Here is a 17790-nt window from a genome sequence, read left to right as displayed (position 1 = left end):
CCCCGTTTCGTCGTAATCTTGGTGCGAACCGGGCTCCGTCGCGCGCAAAAATGCTCTAGGACACAGTCATGGACGACGAATTGGAACCGCCGCGACTACAGGGCTGGCAAGGGCGCACCCTGCTGCTGGTCGTGGCCTTCCTCGTCGCCACGGTCCTGATCGCCTGGCGCAAGGTCGAATGGCCTTATGCCATCGGAGCGGTCGCGGTGATGACCGCCGCGGCGCTGATCGTGCGCCGGCGCAGCGTGGCGCCGCTTCCGCCGGATCCGGAACAACTGGCGCGCCGCGCCGCCCGGCTGACCGACCTGACCATCGAAGGGCTGATCGCGGCCCTGCCGGCGCCGGCCATGCTGATCGATCCGAAGCTCATCGTTCGCAGCCACAATGCCCGGGCGACCGATCTGGTCCCCGGCCTGAAACGCGGCGAACCGCTGACGCTGGCGCTGCGCACGCCCGAGGTGGTCGAGGCGGTGCGCCGGGCGCTCGCCACCAATGCCAGCCAGGAGATCGACTATACCGAGCGGGTGCCGGTCAACCGGTGGTTCCGGGTCGAGGCCGCCCCGGTCGCGCTGACGGTGAGGGCACGTGAGGAAGCCAGCCCCGATTTCGTGCTGGTCTCGCTGCGCGACCTGACCGAAGAGCGCCGGCTGGAGCGTCTGCGCGCCGATTTCGTCGCCAATGCGAGCCATGAGCTCAGGACGCCGCTCGCCTCCGTCGTGGGTTTCGTCGAGACCATCCAGGGGCCGGCGAAAAACGATCCGGCGGCGCGCGAGCGGTTCCTGGCGATCATGCTGGCCCAGGCCAATCGCATGGCACGGCTGATCGACGACCTCCTGTCGCTGTCGCGGGTCGAATTGAACGAACATGTCCGGCCGGTGGCGCTGATCGACCTGGTGCCGCTGCTCGGCCAGGTGCGCGACAGCCTCGGCCCTTATGCCCAAACGCTCGGCGTCAGCGTCGGCGTGGAGGCGGCCGAACCTTCGCTGGTGGTCTCGGGCGACCAGGACGAGCTGTTCCGGCTGTTTGAGAACCTGGTCCAGAACGCCATCAAATATGGCGCCGAGGGCAAGACGGTGGAGATCACGCTGAAGCGCGAGCCGCGCGGCAAGCGGCGCGACGAGGCGGTGGTCGCGGTGCGCGACCACGGGCCGGGCATCCCGGCCGAACATCTGCCGCGCCTGACCGAACGCTTCTATCGCGTCGATGTGGCGTCGAGCCGCGAGAAGGGCGGCACCGGCCTTGGCCTGGCGCTGGTCAAACATATCGTCAAGCGCCATCGTGGCCGCCTGGCGATCGAAAGCGAGGGACGCGACGGCGCGACCTTCACGGTTCGCCTGGAGACCGCCGCCGCGGCGGCGGCCGAACAAGGCGAGGCGCCGGTCGCCGAAATGCCGGCCCGCCGCGTGCCGCCCGCGGCGGAATAGCCGAGTCGGCCATCGGGTGCTTGCCGGCGGTCTTGTCGCATCTCATCTAAGCAATTGAAGCATTGTGTGATTCATCGTCATTGATGTGTCACGTCCCAAGCATAGAACCGTCGTCATATCAGGGTAGGGAAAAGCCCCCTTTGCCAGCCCCACCCAGGAGACCTGCATGACCGAGCACATCGTCAGCGCATTCGAGAACGAGCTGAAGGGCTTGGCGCAGCGCGTCGCCGAAATGGGCGGACTCACCGAGAAACAGATCGTTGGCGCCATCGATGCGCTGATCCGCGGCGATGTCGCGCTTGCCTCGACGGTGCGCGCCGCCGATCCGACCATCGACGCCATGCAGCGCGAGATCGAGGAGGTCGGCATCCTGGTGATCGCCAGGCGCCAGCCGATGGCGATCGACCTGCGCGAGATTGTCGGCGCCCTGCGCATCGCCGCCGACCTGGAGCGCATTGCCGATCTCGCCAAGAACATCGCCAAGCGGGTCATCGCCATCAACGGCTCGTTGCCGTTGCCCAAGGTGACCGGTGGTTTCGACGCCATGGCCCGGCTCGCGCTCGAGCGGATCAAGGAAGTGCTCGACGCGTTTTCGCAGCGCGACGTCGCGGCCGCCCTGGAAGTGTGGAAATCCGACGGCGATATCGATGCCCTCTACAATTCGTTGTTCCGCGAGCTCTTGACCTACATGCTCGAGGACCCGCGCAATATTGGCGCCTGCACGCATCTCCTGTTCTGCGCCAAGAACCTTGAGCGCATCGGTGACCACGCCACCAATATCGCCGAGACGATCTACTACGTGGTCAATGGCACGACGCTCGCCGAAGAGCGGCCGAAGCTCGACACCACGACGATCGTCGCGGCCGGAACTTAACCTGCGAAGGATTTTCTCATGATCGCACGCATCATGGTGGTCGAGGACGAAGAGCCGATCACCGTTCTCCTCCGCTACAATCTCGAAGCCGAAGGCTACCGCGTCGAAACGGTGATGCGCGGCGACGAGGCCGAGGTGCGTCTGCGCGAGGCGGTCCCCGATCTGATGCTGCTCGACTGGATGCTGCCGGGGCTGTCGGGCATCGAGCTCTGCCGGCGCATCCGGCTGCGCGCCGAGACCGAGCGCCTGCCGGTGATCATGCTCACCGCACGCGGCGAGGAAGGCGAGCGCGTGCGCGGGCTTGCCACCGGCGCCGACGACTATGTGGTGAAGCCGTTCTCGGTGCCCGAGCTTCTGGCGCGGATCCGGGCGCTGCTCCGCCGGGCCAAGCCCGAGCATCTGTCGAGCCTGCTGAAGTCAGGTGATATCGAACTCGACCGCGAGACGCGCCGGGTACACCGCTCGGGCCGCGAGATCACGCTGGGCCCGACCGAGTTCCGCCTGCTGGAATTCCTCATGCAGTCGCCGGGGCGCGTCTATACCCGTGAGCAATTGCTCGACGGCGTCTGGGGCCGCGACGTTTATATCGACGAGCGCACTGTCGACGTCCATATCGGACGCCTGCGCAAGGCGGTGAAGCGTGGCCGCGAGGCCGACCCGATTCGCACCGTGCGCGGCTCCGGTTATGCGTTCAACGAGCGTTTCGCCGGCGCGGCCTGAGGCCGGCCGCCGTCGGGCGGCCGAAAGAGGTCAGCTCAACCGCTCGATCCCCTTGCCGAGCACGCGCTTGTAATCGACAAAATCGATGAAGATGCCATGGGGGCCGGCATCCCGAGGGCGGGGCGCGGCGCAATGGCGCTTGATCTCCCGGCGGAAGGACTGGGCCTTGTCGGGTGCGTCCTTGCGGGCCGCCAGATAGGCCGCGACGATCTTCGCCTGCAGGTCGCGCCCGGGCCAGCCGATGCCCGCGCCTTCGATCATGCCGACGACGAACAGGTTGTTATCGGTGGGCGGGAAGATGTTCAGGTGCAGGTGCGGCGCCGGCGCCTTCCAGTTCAGTTCGCGTATCAGCCCGGCCTCGTCCAGGAACGGGAAGGTGATCCGATAGCCGGTGGCCAGCAGCACGAGATCGACCTCGTCGGTCTGGCCGTCGGTGAAGATGACACGGTTGCCGTCGAGCTCCTCGATCGGCGGCCGGACGGCGATGTCGCCCTGGCCGAGGTGCTGCAGCACCAGCGAATTGACCACCGGGGTGCGATCGTAAAGCCGGTGCGCCGGGCGCGGCAGCCCGAAATCTTCCGGTGAGCCGACAACAAACCGCAGCACCGCCTCGTGCAGGATCGAGCGAAGCCGGCGCGGCAGCACAAGTTTCGCCTTGTGATTGGCCTCGTCCGCCGGCTTGCCGCGGAGGAATTTCGGGGCGAAATGATTGCCGCTGCGCACCGACCACAAGACTTTCGAGGCGCGATGAACGGCATCGACCGCGATGTCGCAGCCGGTATTGCCCATGCCGACGATCAGCACGCGCTTGCCGCTGAAGATCGCGGCGTTCTTGTAGGTCTTGGAATGCATCAGCTCGCCGGAAAAGCTGCCGGGGATCTGCGGCAGTTCGGGATCGGTGAGATGACCATTGGCAATGACCACGCCCTGGTAGTCGAGGCTCGTGCCGTCGTCGAAGCTCGCCCGCCAGCCATCCTCCTGCCGGGTCAGCCGGGTCACCGCCCGGTTGAAACGGATCGACGGGTAGAGGCCGAAATGGCGGGTGAAATTCTTGAGATAATCGAGAACCTGAGCGTGATGTGGATAGGCCGGCCAGTCTTCCGGCATCGGATAGTCGGCAAAGGCCGTGGTGGTTTTCGACGAGATCAGGTGGGTCGAGGCATAGACCCCGCTCGATGGCGCGCCATAGAGCCACTGGCCGCCGATATCGGCATGCCGCTCGACCACCTCGAAGGGCAGGCCGGCCGCCTTGAACACCCGGGCGGTGGCAAGCCCGGCCGGTCCCGCGCCGATGACGAGGAAGGTCATGATGCCGGCCTCGCACGCCAATAGCGGTCAAAGGCCTCCGCCGCCGACAGGGCCGGCACATAACCGAAGCCGGTCTTCAGGCGGTCATTGGCCAGCACCGGCCGGTATTGCAGGAAATTCACCTGGGCCGGGCCGAGTGGGGTCAGTTTCAGCCGGTTGGCGAACCACAGGACGCCACGCAGCAGGGCTGGCGGCAGCGGCAGATAGGGCTTGCCGATGCGCCCGGCAATCTCGGCGAGCGACAGCGTGCCGTCGCCGGCGAGATTGTAGATGCCGGGCAGGCTTGCCGGTGCGGCGGCGCGGGCCAGCGCCGCCACCACGTCGGTTTCGCTGACCAGGCTGAACGGCGCCGCGCTGCCGGCAAGGCCGATGACCACCGGCCGCTCGAAAATGGCGGTGATCTGGTTGCTGACGCCTGGCCCCAGCACGGTGCAGGGGCGGAACACCACCTGCTCCAGTGCCGGATGGGCCGCGCGCGCTTCGGCGAGCAGGTTTTCCACCAGCCTTTTGTGGCGCGAATAGGGGAAGTCCTCGTTGCCGCGTAGCGGATCGGTCTCGGTCAGCGGCTGGGCATTGTCGGCATGGTAGCCATAGGCAGCGCCGCTGGATGTGACCACCAGGCGCGTCACGCCGGCGGCAAGGCAGGCTTCGACGACATGGCCGGTGCCGATGACATCGATGGCATAGTCCTGTTCGGCATCGCCGCCGGCGGCGACGACCGAGGCGAGATGCACGACCACACGCGGCTTGAGGCGCGCCACGAGGCCAACCAGCGCCCGGTCGCGAATGTCGGCCTTTTCATAACGGACACCGGGAACCGGCTGCGTCGCGGCACGAATATCCAGGCCGAAGACCGGTTCGTCGCCGGCAGCCAGTTGCCGGACCAGGGCCTGGCCGATGAAACCGGCGGCCCCGGTCACCAGGATGCCCGCGTTCATTCGGCCGCTGCCTTCCTGTCACGCCGCGTCCAGTAGACCGCCAGCGCCCAGCCCGAGACGATGTGCCAGACGCCCCAGCCGGCGGCGATCAGGGCGGCCCCGCCCAGCGCGTCGAACTGGTTGAGGATGAGGGCCAGCCCCAGACCCGAATTGTGCATGCTCACCTCGATCGCCATCGCGCGAGTGTCGTAGTCGCTGAGCCGCCAGAACCGCGCCGCCAGCCAGCCGATCCCGACCGCGATGGCGTTGTGCAGAATCACCAGGGGAATGATGTCGCTGACGAAGGTGAGGAAATAACGGCCATTGCTGGCGGTCGCCGCGATGATGAAACCGATAAGGAAGACAAAGGAGGCGATCTGAAACGGCCGGCGGAGCCGGTCGGCGAGCTTTGGCCAAAAATGCACGGTGGCCATGCCGGCGATCAGCGGCAGGCCGAGCAGCAGGGCAGTGGTGCCGAGGAACGACGCCGGTTCGATGCTGACCTGGCGCAGGAGCGCCGATGTCGCCGGATTGAGGCTGGCCCAGAACAGGATGTTGAGCGGCGTCGTCACCACCGCCAGCATGTTGGAGATGCCCGTCATCGAGATCGACAGCGCCGTGTTGCCGCGCGCCAGATGGGTCATCAGGTTGGAGATATTGCCGCCCGGGCAGGCCGCGACGATGATCATGCCGAGCGCGATGCTCGGTTGGGGTTGCAGGATCATGGTGATCGCGAAGGTCACGGCCGGCAGAATCAGGATCTGGGCGACAAGTCCGGTGACCGGTGCCAGCGGCCGCGAAAAGACGTCGACGAAGTCTCTCAGGCGCAGTTCAAGCGCGACGCCGAACATGATCAGCGCCAGGATGAGGTTGAGGATCAACTGACCCGTCGGATTGATCTGGATCAGGACGCTGTCGACCCCCATGCTTCCCCCTGTCCCGACGTCCCTTTGCCGGGCATTTGACGGCCCGGTTTCAACCGCTGCGGGAGCGAGCATCGCAAGATCGTAAGCGGGCTACAAGCCGGCGAAACGGCTCGAGACTGTCCTCAGGCGTCCAGGCTTTCCTTCAGGAGCTCCAGCTCCAGCCAGCGCTCCTCGGCGCGGTGCAGCTCGCCCTGGGCCTTGGCGAGCGCGGCGGAGGCCTTGTCGAAGGCGCTCCGGTCGCGGCTGAACAGGCCGTGGTCGGCGAGGATCGCCTGCAGCTTGGCGATGTCGCGGCCGATCGCCTCCATCCGGCCGGGCAGGCTTTCCAGGTCGTGTTTCTCGCGAAACGACAGTTTGCGCCTGGCCGCATCGCGGCCGTTGTCGCTGCGCGGCGCCTGCGGTTCGGCGGCGCGCTTGGCCTGTTTCTCGGCTGTCCGGGCAGTCACGCCCGCACCGCGCTGGGCGACCATGTCGGAATAGCCGCCGGCATATTCGAGCCAGCGGCCTTCGCCTTCGCTGACCAGGACGGAGGTGCAGACCCGGTCGAGGAAATCGCGGTCATGCGAGACCAGGATCACCGTGCCGGGGAAATCGGTCAGCATTTCCTGCAAGAGGTCGAGCGTCTCGAGGTCGAGATCATTGGTCGGCTCGTCCAGCACCAGGAGGTTGGCCGGGCTCGCCAGGGCGCGGGCGAGCAGGAGCCGGCCGCGTTCGCCACCGGAGAGCACGCCGACCGGCGTGCCTTTCTGTTCGGGGGTGAACAGGAAGTCCTTCATATAGCCGATGACATGGCGGTTCTCGCCATTGACGGTGACATAGTCGCCGCGGCCAAGCGTCAGGGCATCCATCAGCGGGGTGGTCGGATCGAGCGCCTCGCGCTTCTGGTCGAGGGTCACCATGGCGAGATTGGTGCCGAGCTTGAGGCTGCCGGCATCGGGTTCGAGCGTGCCGGTCAGCAGACCCACCAGCGTGGTCTTGCCGGCGCCGTTCGGGCCGACAATGCCGAGCCGGTCGCCGCGCAAAATGCGGATCGACAGATCGTCGACGATGACCCGCTCACCGAACCCCTTGGTGATGCCGCGCGCCTCGACCACCCGCTTGCCGGAGGGGTCGGCGTCGCTGATCGTCATCGAGACATTGCCGACCACCTTGCGATGCTCGCGAAAATCGGTGCGCAGGCCGTGGAGCTGGCCGAGCCGGCGGACATTGCGCTTGCGTCGCGCCGAGACGCCGTAGCGCAGCCAGTGTTCCTCGCGGGCGATCTGCCGGTCGAGCTTGTGCTGGTCCTTCTCCTCCTGCTCCAGCACCTCGTCGCGCCAGGCTTCGAAATGGGCGAAGCTCTTGTCGAGCCGGCGGGTGGTGCCGCGATCGAGCCAGATGGTGGCGCGCGACAGGTTTTCCAGGAAGCGCCGGTCGTGGCTGATCATGACGATGGCCGAAGGCGAAGCGGCAATGGTCTTTTCCAGCCATTCGATGGCCGGCAGGTCCAGATGGTTGGTCGGTTCGTCGAGAATCAGGATATCGGGCGAGGGCGCCAGCGCCCGGGCCAGCACGGCACGCTTGGCTTCGCCGCCGGAGAGCGCGGCGGTGCCTTCTTCGCCCGACAGGCCGAGCTCGTTCAGGAGATAGCGCGCGCGATAGGGGTCGTCGCCCGGCCCGAGGCCAGCCTCGACATAGGCCAGCGTGGTGGCGAAGCCGACCAGGTCCGGCTCCTGCGGCAGGTAGCGGATGGTGGCGCTCGGCTGGGCGAAACGGCTGCCGCCATCGGCCTCGATCAGGCCGGCGGCGATCTTGAGCAGCGTCGACTTGCCCGAGCCGTTGCGGCCGACCAGGGCCAGCCGGTCACCTGCCTCGACCGACAGGTTGGCGCTGGTCAGAAGCGGAGTGCCGCCAAAGGTGAGGCGGATGTCCTGCAATTGCAAAAGAGGAGGAGCCATATCCGGGCGTTTAGCATTGTCGGGCGGCGAGTGCACCCGGTCATTGGCCCATCCGATGCGTCGGCTGCCTGCAGCAGCGCCGGTGCCTCAGGCGGCGGCTACCTCGGTCAGGAAGCCGTCGACCGAGGCCGACAGCCGCTGCCCGGCATGCGTCAGAGCGCCGGAGGCGGTCAGGACGCTTGCCGACTGGGCCGACGCCTCGGCGATCACGCCCTTGACGCCGGAGACATTGCGCGACAATTCGGTCGTGCCGGCCGAGGCGCGCTGGATGTTGTGGGCGATCTCGGCGGTGGCGGCACCCTGTTGCTCGATCGCCGCGGCGACCGTGGCGGTCACGCTGGTGATCTCGCCCATCGTGCCGGTAATGGTCCTGATGGCCTCGACGGCGCTGCCGGTCGAGGCCTGGATGCCGGCGATCTGCGCCGCGATCTCGTCGGTCGCCCTGGCGGTCTGGGTGGCGAGGCTCTTGACCTCGGCGGCCACCACCGCGAACCCCCGGCCGGCGGTGCCGGCCCTTGCGGCTTCGATCGTGGCGTTCAACGCCAGGAGATTGGTCTGCGCCGCGATCGCGCGGATCAGGTTGACGACGTCGCCGATCCGGCCGGCCGCATCGGCGAGCCTGTTGACCTCGCCATTGGTTCGGCTCGCGATGTCGCCGGCCTGTCCGACGATCGCCTGGGCCTGCGTCACCTGGCCGGCAACCAGGCTGATCGAGGCGGCAAGTTCTTCCGCCGCCGCCGCAACCATCTGGACATTGGCCGAGGTCCGTTCGGACGCGGCGGCGGCCTCGTCCGACTGGCTGTCGGCCTCTCGCGCGATGGCGTTCAGCGCGCGGGCGGTGGTTTCCATCTGATCGGTATTGCCGCGCAGGACCGTCACCACCTCGGCCATGTCGGTGCGGAACCGGCCGAACAGCCCGTCGATCCGGGCCTGGCGCGCGGCGCGCACCGCGCCCTCGTCGCGGGCCGCCTCCAAACGCAGGCGCTCGATGGCGCCATCACGAAAGACGGTGACGGCGCGGCCCATTTCGCCGAGTTCGTCCTGGCGTTCGGCTTCGGCGATCACAAGATCGGTCTCGCCGGCCGCCAGGCGCGACATGGTCGCGGTCAGTGCGCGGATCGCCCGGATCAAGCCGGTGCCGAAGACCAGCGCCAATCCGGAGAGCAGGATGACCAGGACGATCGATGCGCCGATCGTCAGGGTGAGGGCGGTGGCGGCGGTTGCGTCGATCCGGGTCTGGGCCGCCGATTGCTGGAGCGCTGCCCGGTCGATCAGCTTCTGGATATGCCCGACCGCGGCCGCGCCGATCCGCGCGCCGTCGGCGGCTTCCCGGCTCCTGTCCTGCACCGTTTCGGCCCAGGCATAAAAGCCCCTGACATAACCGGCCAGCATCTCCTTCATCTTGGCCTGAGCCGGCAGTGGCAGCTCGTTGTCCTGGAGCAGGGCCTCGAATTCGGTGACGCCCTTGCGAAACCGGTCCAGCTCCTCGACCGTCAGACGCAGCATGAAGTCCTTCTCGGAGCGCCTGAGGCGCAGCATGGCGATCTGAAAGTTGCGCGTGTCGGCGCAGCAGACCGATGCGAGCTTCTGCAGCGTGTCCTCGACCCCGTGGATGGCGCGGCGCAATTCACCGTTCAACCCGGAATCGGCATCTCGTCCCATCCGTCCCTGAACCGCTGCGAGACGGTCGAAGGCGGCCGCGACGTCCTGCGGGGCGGCGAGACCGGCCCTGAGATCTTCAGATGCAAAAATGGCGGCGAGGGAGGATGAGCCGATCGCGGCCGCCTCACGCTTGGCGCGGTCAAGGAGATTGGCAAAGGCGGTCGCCTGTTCGGCGCTCTCGCTGGCGGCCTGAAGGTCGATGCTGCTGCCCATGGCGCTGACGGCGGCCCGCAACTCATAAGCGCTGCGGAGCACATCGTTGGCCGCGGTCAGCTCGACGATCGCGCGGTCGGTCTGGCGCGACGACCACCAGGACAAGGCGGTCAGCCCGATCAGCCCGGCAATCGGAATGACGGCGATGATGAGGATCCGCATGCGGACCGAAAGGGCGTTGGACTGCGGCATGAAAATGGTCTGCACTGGCCATGGGAAAGCTGCCGCAACCTCGGCGACCGAGCTGAACCAAGGGTTAAACTTAGCCGGGGTCGAGGGTTGATTTTTTTGGCCAATTCAGTAGTCGACTCAATAGTTTAATATGCTGCGATCCGGTCGTTTGGCAGAGCGTTCCGGCGCGTGATCATCAGGGCCTGCAGGATATGCGTTTTCTCATCGTCTATTGCCATCCTTGCCCTGAGAGCTTCACCGCCGCGCTGCGCGACACGGTGGTCGCAGCATTGCGCCGCGGCGGGCATGAATTGCGCGTCCTCGACCTCCATGCCGAGGGTTTCGATCCGGTGATGAGCGCCGAGGAGCGGCGCGGCTATCACACGCCCGGCGTCAATGAAGCGCCGGTGGCCGAACACCTTCAGGCCCTGCGCTGGTGCGAGGGCCTGCTGTTCGTCTACCCGACCTGGTGGTACGGCCTGCCGGCCATGCTCAAGGGCTGGCTCGACCGGGTCTGGGTGCCCTATGCGACCTTCGGCATGCCGGAGGGGCGCAAGCCGATCGGCCGGGTGATGACCAATATCCGTTTCATTGGCGCGGTCTCGACACTCGGCTCGCCGTGGTGGTGGTGGCGGCTCGTCATGTCGGAACCCGGCCGGCGCACCTTGCTGCGCGGCCTCCGGCCGCTGGTTCATCCACGCGCCAAGACCTTGTGGCTTGCCCTGCATCGGATGGACAGCGCCTCGCAGGATGATCGCGAGCGCTATCTCGCGAAGGTCAGCCGGGTCCTCGGACGGCTTCGCTAGATCGTCACGCGGGCTTCGGCTTTCGCCCGTTCGACCAGAGCCTGAATACGCCGCGCATGGTCGGGCTGCGCCGGCGTGCAGACGATCAGGCGCGGGTCCTCGGCACCCTCGACGCTGAAGGCGGTATGCTCGAGTTCGGTCTCGCCGAGATCGGGATGCCCGAGCCGCTTAGCCCGCCGCCCTGGCCGGGCCGCCCGCCTCCGGCCCGGTCCAGGCCTTGGTCAGGCGGTCGCGAATGACATCGACGGCCTGATCGATGCGGCCGAGATGCGGCCCCCTGACGAGCCGGATATCGAAATCGAGCGGCATGTCCGGGATCGCCAGGCGCTTCAGACCGTGGCGGCGCGCATAGGGTTCGAGGCGGCGCGCCGGCACCATGCCAATACCGACGCCCTGGGCGATCAGCGCCGTCTGCAGGTCCAGGCCCAGAACCTCGGCGGCGATACGCATGGTCGCGCCGGCCGATGCCAGAAGCGCTGCAAGCGCATACCGCGCGTCGCATGGCTCGGGGCTGAGCACCCAGTCCATCGCGCCGAGCGCAGCCCGGGTCGGTTTGCGCGGCAGCGGCCGTCCGGACGGGCCGACGACGACCATCCGCTCACCGCCAATCGTTTCGCTCCTGAGACCCGGCGACGGCATGGGCGCGCCCTGAGCCGTGAGCATCACCGCCGCGTCCAGTTTGTCCTCCAGGACGAGATCGGCCAGGTCGCGCGCCCAGCCGCCGACGACGCGCAGCTCGACCTTCGGAAACTGCTGCCGCACGGCGCGGACGGCATCGGCAATGGTCTCGGCGGCGAGCGCCGAGGCAAAACCGATGCGCAAGGTGCCCTCCGGTTCGGCGGTCGCCGCCGTGCTCGCTTTCAAGGCGCCGATCGCCCCCAGGATGGCCCGGCAGCGCTCCAGCGCCTCGATCCCCGCCGGCGTCAGGCGCGGCGGCTTGACGCGACGGTCGAGCAGGATGGTCCCCAGTTCGGTTTCCAGCCGCTGGATCTGGCGGGTGACCGCCGACTGGGTCAGCGGCAGGCGCTCGGCCGTCATCTGGATCGATCCGGTTTCGGCAAGCAGCACGAAGCTGCGCATTTCATCCAGCATCATGCCTCCAAGGCATAATCATTCTGAGAATAATGAATTTGCATCCTAGGGCTTGCCGGTCGAAAGCTCAAAGCCCGCCCCTCAGACACGCCGGAGCAGTCGATATGAAGGCCTTCTCAATCACCGAACATGGCATCGCCAACCTGCGCGAGGTCGAGCGGCCGATCCCCGAACCGCGGCATGGCGAAGTGGTCGTCCGTGTCGCCGCCGCGGCGCTGAACTATCGCGACGTCGAGATCATCGAAGGCAGCTATCACACGCGCTTCGACCTGCCCTTGATCCCGCTCTCCGACGGGGTTGGCGAGGTCGTCGCGGTCGGCGAGGGCGTTGCACGCGTGCGCGCCGGCGACCGGGTCGCCGGCACCTTCTGGCAGAATTGGATCGCCGGTGGTTTCGACATGGCGGACACCAACCGGCAATTGGGCGGGCCGATCGACGGCATGCTGGCGGACTATGTCCGGCTGAGCGCCGACGGCGTGGTGCAGGTGCCGGCTCACCTGAGCGATGAGGAAGCCGCGACCTTGCCTTGCGCCGGGCTGACGGCCTGGCATGCACTGGTCACCGAAGGCGGGATCAAACCGGGCGACACGGTGCTGGTGCAGGGCACCGGCGGGGTCGCCATTTTCGCGTTGCAATTCGCCCGGCTGGCCGGCGCCAAGGTCATCGTCACGTCGAGCAGCGACGCCAAGCTCGAGCGCGCCAAGGCCCTTGGGGCGAGCGGCACGATCAACTACCGGAGATCACCCGAATGGGGGCTGGAGGTGCGGGCCCTGGCCGACGGTCGCGGTGTCGACCACGTGGTCGAGGTTGGCGGCCCAGGCAGTTTTGGCCAGTCGCTCCTGGCGCTAAGGCCGGGCGGTCAGATCAATGTGATCGGCTATCTCGGCGGTGTCGAAGGCGCGATCAATCCGCTCGACATTTTTCGGCGCAAGGCCCGGGTGCGCGGCATACCTGTCGGATCACGCCAATCGTTCGAGGCGATGAACCGCGGCATTGGCGCGACCGGCCTGCGCCCGGTCATCGACCGGGTCTTTCCCCGCGGCGAGGTGCGGGCCGCGCTCGACTATCTCCGCTCCGGCCAGCATTTCGGCAAGGTCGTGCTGAGATCCTGACGGCGGCCGTCGCCGGTCGATCAGTCTTCGAACAGGCTCGACACGCTTTCTTCGCTGGCGGTGCGCGCAATGGCTTCGCCGATCAGGCTGGCGATCGACAGCGTGCGGATGTTGCGCGCCACCCGCACCGCTTCGGTCGGCAGAATGGAATCGGTGATCACCAGTTCCTTCAGCTTCGAGGCGGTGATGCGGGCAACCGCACCACCCGACAGCACGCCATGGGTGATATAGGCGGAGACATCCTTGGCGCCGCGGGCGAGCAAGGCCTCGGCGGCATTGACCAGGGTGCCACCGGAATCGACGATATCGTCGACCAGGATGCAGCTCTTGCCCTCGACATCGCCGATGACGTTCATCACCTCGCTCTGGCCGGGCGTTTCACGGCGCTTGTCGACGATGGAGAGCGGCGCATCGATGCGTTTGGCGAGCGCGCGAGCGCGCACCACGCCGCCGACATCGGGCGACACCACCATGACCTGCGAGAGGTCGAGCCGCTCCTTGATGTCCCTGGCCAGCAACGGCGCGGTGAACAGGTTGTCGGTCGGGATGTCGAAGAAGCCCTGGATCTGGCCGGCATGCAGATCGAGCGTCATGACCCGGTCGGCGCCGGCGCGGGTGATCAGGTTGGCGACCAGCTTGGCTGAGATCGGGGTGCGCGAGCCGGAGCGCCGATCCTGGCGGGCATAACCGAAATAAGGGATGACCGCGGTGATGCGCTTGGCCGATGAGCGACGCAGGGCGTCGCAGATGATCAGCACCTCCATCAGGTGGTCATTGGCCGGGAACGAGGTCGACTGGACGATATAGACATCCTCGCCGCGCACATTCTCCTGAATCTCGACGAAGATCTCCATGTCGGCGAAACGCCGCACCGAAGACTTGGTCAGAGGGGTCTGGAGATAGGCGCCGATCGCCTCGGCGAGCGGACGGTTGGAGTTGCCGGAAACGATCTTGATCCCGGGTTTTCTCGACATAAGGCTGGTCCCGCTGGCTTTCGGCTGCGCGGACCTCATAGCAACCGAGGTCTCTCGCGACAATGGCATGAAGGCGAGAGAATCCGGAGATCAACAGGGTGTGACGCGGAAATGACAGTCAGCGGAGCGGTTGAGCCGGTATCAGAGGGCCGCCGGTGCCAACCGTGGATTGTGGCGGGGCGGCGGCCGGTGCCGCCTGGGGCGAGGCGAAAGTGGTGACCTGGGCGGTGCCGGTGGTCGAGGCGACCATGGGCTGCGCCGGCGGTGCCGGTTCGGCTGGCGTGACCGGCGCGGAGGCAGGCGCCACTGCCGGGCCAGCCTGCGGCGTGGCGAGCCAGGAGGCGATCTGGTCCATGCTGCGGCTGGCGATGCGGCCGGCCGCAGCGTCGTCGAGGCCACCCCAGCCGTCGCCGCCGCGGGCCTGGACGCGCTCCTCGCCGGCAATGCGGGTGGAACGCCGGCGTTCGGGGTCAAAGACGTCCCAGACATACGAAACGGTGGCGGTATCGCCGGAGCGGGCGGTCGCCATATAGCCGCGGACCCGGTAGCGGGCGCCGTCGCGATTGGCGACGACCTGGATCTGGCGGGCCTGGGCCTCACCGGCAAGCCGGCCGGCAAGCCGCTGGTTGACGGCTGAAGGGGCCCCGTCGATCGGCTCGAAAGCGATCGCGCCGCGCGCTGGCGGGCTACCCGCCACCGGGCCCTCGCCACCGGTGCAGGCGCCGAGCGCCAGCGAACCGAGAAGGAGGGCGACGCTTCCGTGCAACGGGTTTCGGGGCATGGATCATCTCCGATCGCCGCCAGGGATAACCGACGCCAAGGCATCGGTCCAGGCGGCCTTCATGCTTTGTTAACCACGATGGTTAACGGCCAAGCGTGATGGCCGCGATGTGGCGGCCATAATCGGGTTCGCGGCGATGGGTGGTGCGCCGGTAGGAGAAGAAGCGCTCAGGGTCGGAATAGGTGTCGAGGCCGAGATCGTCGATCATGCCGATGCCGGCGGCGGCGAGCCGATGGCCAATGAAACCGGGCAGGTCGAACTGGCCATGGCCGGGCTTTCCGTCGGCGAAAAACCGGGAATAGGACGAATCGACCGCGAGGAACTGGTCCATGAAACTCTGGGAGACCTCGTAGCTCGGCTGGCGGATCAGCGGGCCGATGGCGGTCTGGATCCGGCCGCGCGCGGCGCCGAGCCCTTCCATCGCCTGGATGGTCGCTTCCAGCACGCCGCCAAGCGCGCCCTTCCAGCCGGCATGGGCGGCGCCGACGACGCCGGCTTCGGCATCGGCGAACAGCACCGGGCCGCAATCGGCGGCCGCGACGCCGCAGGCGAGGCCGGCCACGCGGGTCACCACGGCGTCGGCGCGAGGCCGGTCGCCGCCGTCATGGGGTTTTTCGGCGACCACCACGTCGGGCGAATGGATCTGGAAACAGGAGATCAGCGCATTGTCGGCGACACCGAGCGCCTCGGTCATCCGCCGGCGATTCTCGCGGACGTTCTCGGGCGCATCGTTCGAGCCGATGCCGGCGTTGAGCGAGCCGTAGATGCCTTCGGAGACACCGCCTTCACGGGTGAAGAAGGCGTGACGAATGCCGGGCAGGGCGGAGAGGGCGGAGGAGGAAACACGCATGGCGGGACCAAATCCGCTTCGCGCTCAGCTGTCAAACGCCGGCACCGCCAGACCGGGAGAATGGATGACAAGGGCCTTGAACAAGGCCCCCATGCCTGCGGGCGCGGGATCGATCAGCCGCTCGACTGCCGCCTTCAGGCTGTCGATGTCGCGAGGATTGGCACTGGCCAGCGCCTCGGCGCGCGCCTGAAGCCCGAGCCGGAACAAGAGCTCGCGCTGGCTGATGACGGCGCTTGCCGCCAGGCCATGCCCGGCCGCCGCCCGGCCGAGGGCGGCGAAATCGACATGGGCGGTGAGGTCGGCCTCGCCCGGTTCCGCCAGCGGATCGGTGAAGCCATGGGCGCGGACCGCCTGGAGCGTCTCGCCATGAGCGGATCTGGCATGACCGTAATCGATGAACAGCGCGGCGACCGGGCCGGCCTCGCGGCGCGTGCCAAGGGTGGCAGCCAGACCGTCGAGGGCCGGGCAGATTTCGACGACCGCGCCCGGTGGCGCCTGGCGCAGCGCGGCTGGAACGAGTGCTGGTGGAACCGGGTCCGGCGCCAGTCCGAGGGTGAGCTTCGCGTCTGCGAGGCCGACGACACGTTCGCGCCAGCCCTTCGGCGTCATGACGAACTGGCGGATTGGCAAGGCATCGAGAAATTCATTGCCGATCACCAGGGTGGCTCCCGGCGGAACCGTCGCGAGATCGGCATGCCAGGTCGCCTCGGTGCCGGCGGCGGCCATGGCCTCGCGCTGCCTGGCGGCCAGGACCGGCGAGGTCTCGACCAGGTGAAGATCGATGGCCGCCCGGAAGTCCGGCGCGGCGCGCGCGGCACGGATCAGGTCCTGCATCAGCGTGCCGCGTCCCGGGCCGCATTCGATCAGGCGCAGGCGCGGCGGCCGGCCCATGGCGTCCCAGGTCGCCGCCGCCCAGGCGCCGATCAGCTCGCCGAACACCTGGCTGATCTCCGGCGCGGTGACAAAGTCGCCATGCGCGCCCAGGGGATCGCGGGTCATATAGTAGCCGTGGCGGGGATGGCCGAGGCAAAGCGCCATGTAGCGGTCGAGGGCGATCGGGCCTTCGGCCGCGATGAGAGCGGCGATCTCGGCGCCGAGCGCGGTCATGACGGCTGGCGGCGGGCGCGGACGACCAGCCAGAGGCCGACCAGGATCGCCGGGATCGACAGGAGCTGGCCCATGGTGGCGCCGGCGAACAGGAAACCGAGCTGGGCGTCAGGCTGGCGGAACAATTCGCCGAACGAGCGCGCGAGCCCATAGCCGATGCCGAAACAGCCGGCCATGAAACCCGGCCGCTTGAGGCCGCCGGCGCGCGCGATCAGCATGAGGACGACGAAGAGCAGCAGCCCTTCGGTCATCGCCTGGTAGAGCTGGCTCGGATGGCGCGGGTCGGGCCCGGCGCCGGGGAAGATCACGCCCCAGGGCATGGTGGTGGTCCGGCCCCAGAGCTCGGCATTGATGAAATTGGCGAGCCGGCCGAGCATGATGCCGATCGGGGCAACGACGGCGGCGACGTCGATCAGGCTGAGGAAAGGCAGCTTGTTCTTGCGGGCGAAGACGAACAACCCTGCCACCACGCCGACAATGCCGCCGTGGAACGCCATGCCGCCATGCCAGACCGCAATGATCTCGGAGGGGTTGGCGATGTAATAGTCGAAATTATAGACCAGCACGAAGGCGAGCCGGCCACCAAGAATGCCGGCGAGCGCCGCCCAGACGATGGCATCGTCGATCAGGGCCGGATCGAAGGGCGAGGTGTTGCCCCGCCACAAGGAGGCGGTCGCGACGAGGCGCTTGGCCATCCACCAGCCAATGAAGAAGCCGGCAATATAGGCGAGCGCGTACCAGCGGATCGCGAAGGGCCCGATCTGGATCAGGACGGGATCGAAGGCGGGGAACATGATCGCGGAAACCGGCATGGCGCGGGTTTGCCCGGCCCTGGGATCACGTGTCAAGCCACCGTCGACGGCCTGGCGACGTTGCCGTGCGGGCTGGTGCGCCAGGATGGCCGTGCCAAGGCTCT

Annotated in this window: 16 protein-coding genes and 1 pseudogene; 5 read left to right on the top strand and 12 right to left on the bottom strand. The window is 67.5% G+C overall.

Features of this window, described 5'->3' with window-relative positions:
• Nucleotides 1-68: 68 nt before the first annotated feature.
• The 3 genes from E8M01_RS05540 (at nt 69) to phoB (ending at nt 3018) form a co-directional block, all read left to right on the top strand.
• Nucleotides 69-1424 carry an ATP-binding protein gene (locus E8M01_RS05540; RefSeq protein ID WP_136959211.1) on the top strand — a complete coding sequence of 452 codons (1356 nt, stop codon included), beginning with the start codon at nt 69-71 and terminating at the stop codon, nt 1422-1424.
• Nucleotides 1425-1590: 166 nt separating this feature from the next.
• Complete coding sequence (gene phoU / locus E8M01_RS05535) at nt 1591-2298, top strand: phosphate signaling complex protein PhoU (RefSeq protein WP_136959210.1); 708 nt, start codon at nt 1591-1593, stop codon at nt 2296-2298.
• Between the two features lie 18 nt (nt 2299-2316).
• On the top strand, nt 2317-3018 hold the full coding sequence (phoB, locus tag E8M01_RS05530) for a phosphate regulon transcriptional regulator PhoB (RefSeq protein WP_136959209.1): 702 nt from the start codon (nt 2317-2319) through the stop codon (nt 3016-3018).
• Between the two features lie 30 nt (nt 3019-3048).
• On the opposite strand, the gene E8M01_RS05525 is transcribed toward phoB, so the two are convergent.
• The 5 genes from E8M01_RS05525 to E8M01_RS05505 form a co-directional block, all read right to left on the bottom strand.
• Nucleotides 3049-4326 (bottom strand): flavin-containing monooxygenase, encoded by a 1278-nt coding sequence (locus E8M01_RS05525; protein WP_136959208.1) that lies wholly within the window; start codon nt 4324-4326, stop codon nt 3049-3051.
• A complete protein-coding gene (locus E8M01_RS05520; protein ID WP_136959207.1) occupies nt 4323-5264 on the bottom strand; it encodes an NAD-dependent epimerase/dehydratase family protein in 942 nt (313 codons plus the stop codon). The genes E8M01_RS05525 and E8M01_RS05520 overlap by 4 nt, the downstream gene beginning before the upstream one ends.
• A complete protein-coding gene (locus E8M01_RS05515; protein WP_136959206.1) occupies nt 5261-6169 on the bottom strand; it encodes a bile acid:sodium symporter family protein in 909 nt (302 codons plus the stop codon). Before E8M01_RS05515 ends, E8M01_RS05520 begins: the two co-directional genes overlap by 4 nt.
• Before the next feature lie 122 nt (nt 6170-6291).
• Nucleotides 6292-8106 carry an ABC-F family ATP-binding cassette domain-containing protein gene (locus E8M01_RS05510; RefSeq protein ID WP_136959205.1) on the bottom strand — a complete coding sequence of 605 codons (1815 nt, stop codon included), beginning with the start codon at nt 8104-8106 and terminating at the stop codon, nt 6292-6294.
• A gap of 87 nt (nt 8107-8193) precedes the next feature.
• The gene (locus tag E8M01_RS05505; RefSeq protein WP_136959204.1) at nt 8194-10173 is read right to left on the bottom strand and encodes a methyl-accepting chemotaxis protein; all 1980 of its coding nucleotides are present in this window, start codon (nt 10171-10173) and stop codon (nt 8194-8196) included.
• 191 nt (nt 10174-10364) lie between these two features.
• Between E8M01_RS05505 and E8M01_RS05500 the strand changes: the two genes are divergently transcribed.
• Nucleotides 10365-10958 carry an NAD(P)H-dependent oxidoreductase gene (locus tag E8M01_RS05500; protein WP_136959203.1) on the top strand — a complete coding sequence of 198 codons (594 nt, stop codon included), beginning with the start codon at nt 10365-10367 and terminating at the stop codon, nt 10956-10958.
• Here E8M01_RS05500 and E8M01_RS35960 read toward each other — a convergent pair.
• Together E8M01_RS35960 and E8M01_RS05495 are read right to left on the bottom strand one after the other, a co-directional pair.
• Nucleotides 10955-11101, bottom strand: a pseudogene (locus E8M01_RS35960) (hypothetical protein); the annotation flags it as partial. The gene E8M01_RS05500 and the pseudogene E8M01_RS35960 sit on opposite strands and share 4 nt — an antisense overlap.
• A 25-nt stretch (nt 11102-11126) precedes the next feature.
• Nucleotides 11127-12050: a LysR family transcriptional regulator gene (locus E8M01_RS05495; RefSeq protein WP_170181797.1), complete on the bottom strand. Its 924-nt coding sequence runs from the start codon at nt 12048-12050 to the stop codon at nt 11127-11129.
• Between the two features lie 104 nt (nt 12051-12154).
• Here E8M01_RS05495 and E8M01_RS05490 point away from each other — a divergent pair, with 104 nt between their 5' ends.
• Nucleotides 12155-13162 carry a zinc-dependent alcohol dehydrogenase family protein gene (locus E8M01_RS05490; RefSeq protein WP_136959201.1) on the top strand — a complete coding sequence of 336 codons (1008 nt, stop codon included), beginning with the start codon at nt 12155-12157 and terminating at the stop codon, nt 13160-13162.
• Nucleotides 13163-13182: 20 nt separating this feature from the next.
• On the opposite strand, the gene E8M01_RS05485 is transcribed toward E8M01_RS05490, so the two are convergent.
• From E8M01_RS05485 to lgt, 5 genes are all read right to left on the bottom strand, one after another.
• Nucleotides 13183-14136, bottom strand: a complete 954-nt coding sequence (locus E8M01_RS05485; RefSeq protein ID WP_136959200.1) for a ribose-phosphate pyrophosphokinase — start codon at nt 14134-14136, stop codon at nt 13183-13185.
• Between the two features lie 118 nt (nt 14137-14254).
• Entirely contained in the window at nt 14255-14917 is a 663-nt protein-coding gene (locus tag E8M01_RS05480; RefSeq protein WP_136959199.1) for a hypothetical protein, read from the bottom strand.
• Nucleotides 14918-14999: 82 nt separating this feature from the next.
• The gene (gene pgeF, locus E8M01_RS05475; protein ID WP_136959198.1) at nt 15000-15767 is read right to left on the bottom strand and encodes a peptidoglycan editing factor PgeF; all 768 of its coding nucleotides are present in this window, start codon (nt 15765-15767) and stop codon (nt 15000-15002) included.
• A gap of 24 nt (nt 15768-15791) precedes the next feature.
• Entirely contained in the window at nt 15792-16874 is a 1083-nt protein-coding gene (locus tag E8M01_RS05470; protein WP_136959197.1) for a class I SAM-dependent methyltransferase, read from the bottom strand.
• Nucleotides 16871-17686, bottom strand: coding sequence for a prolipoprotein diacylglyceryl transferase (gene lgt, locus E8M01_RS05465; RefSeq protein ID WP_136959196.1), 816 nt, complete (start codon nt 17684-17686; stop codon nt 16871-16873). Before lgt ends, E8M01_RS05470 begins: the two co-directional genes overlap by 4 nt.
• Between the last annotated feature and the right edge of the window lie 104 nt (nt 17687-17790).

This window comes from Phreatobacter stygius (assembly GCF_005144885.1).
GTDB lineage: Bacteria > Pseudomonadota > Alphaproteobacteria > Rhizobiales > Phreatobacteraceae > Phreatobacter > Phreatobacter stygius.
Note: the sequence above shows the minus strand (reverse complement) of the source record. Positions and strands in the feature narration are given on the sequence as shown.

Bases quoted from the DNA above. Each gene is read 5' to 3' on its own strand.
- E8M01_RS05540 (WP_136959211.1), top strand. From the start codon at position 69: ATGGACGACGAATTGGAACCGCCGCGACTACAGGGCTGGCAAGGGCGC.
- E8M01_RS05520 (WP_136959207.1), bottom strand. From the start codon at position 5,264: ATGAACGCGGGCATCCTGGTGACCGGGGCCGCCGGTTTCATCGGCCAG.
- lgt (WP_136959196.1), bottom strand. From the start codon at position 17,686: ATGCCGGTTTCCGCGATCATGTTCCCCGCCTTCGATCCCGTCCTGATC.
- E8M01_RS05470 (WP_136959197.1), bottom strand. From the start codon at position 16,874: ATGACCGCGCTCGGCGCCGAGATCGCCGCTCTCATCGCGGCCGAAGGC.
- E8M01_RS05505 (WP_136959204.1), bottom strand. From the start codon at position 10,173: ATGCCGCAGTCCAACGCCCTTTCGGTCCGCATGCGGATCCTCATCATC.
- E8M01_RS05495 (WP_170181797.1), bottom strand. From the start codon at position 12,050: ATGCTGGATGAAATGCGCAGCTTCGTGCTGCTTGCCGAAACCGGATCG.
- E8M01_RS05525 (WP_136959208.1), bottom strand. From the start codon at position 4,326: ATGACCTTCCTCGTCATCGGCGCGGGACCGGCCGGGCTTGCCACCGCC.
- E8M01_RS05480 (WP_136959199.1), bottom strand. From the start codon at position 14,917: ATGCCCCGAAACCCGTTGCACGGAAGCGTCGCCCTCCTTCTCGGTTCG.
- E8M01_RS05490 (WP_136959201.1), top strand. From the start codon at position 12,155: ATGAAGGCCTTCTCAATCACCGAACATGGCATCGCCAACCTGCGCGAG.
- E8M01_RS05510 (WP_136959205.1), bottom strand. From the start codon at position 8,106: ATGGCTCCTCCTCTTTTGCAATTGCAGGACATCCGCCTCACCTTTGGC.
- phoU (WP_136959210.1), top strand. From the start codon at position 1,591: ATGACCGAGCACATCGTCAGCGCATTCGAGAACGAGCTGAAGGGCTTG.
- phoB (WP_136959209.1), top strand. From the start codon at position 2,317: ATGATCGCACGCATCATGGTGGTCGAGGACGAAGAGCCGATCACCGTT.
- E8M01_RS05500 (WP_136959203.1), top strand. From the start codon at position 10,365: ATGCGTTTTCTCATCGTCTATTGCCATCCTTGCCCTGAGAGCTTCACC.
- E8M01_RS05515 (WP_136959206.1), bottom strand. From the start codon at position 6,169: ATGGGGGTCGACAGCGTCCTGATCCAGATCAATCCGACGGGTCAGTTG.
- E8M01_RS05485 (WP_136959200.1), bottom strand. From the start codon at position 14,136: ATGTCGAGAAAACCCGGGATCAAGATCGTTTCCGGCAACTCCAACCGT.
- pgeF (WP_136959198.1), bottom strand. From the start codon at position 15,767: ATGCGTGTTTCCTCCTCCGCCCTCTCCGCCCTGCCCGGCATTCGTCAC.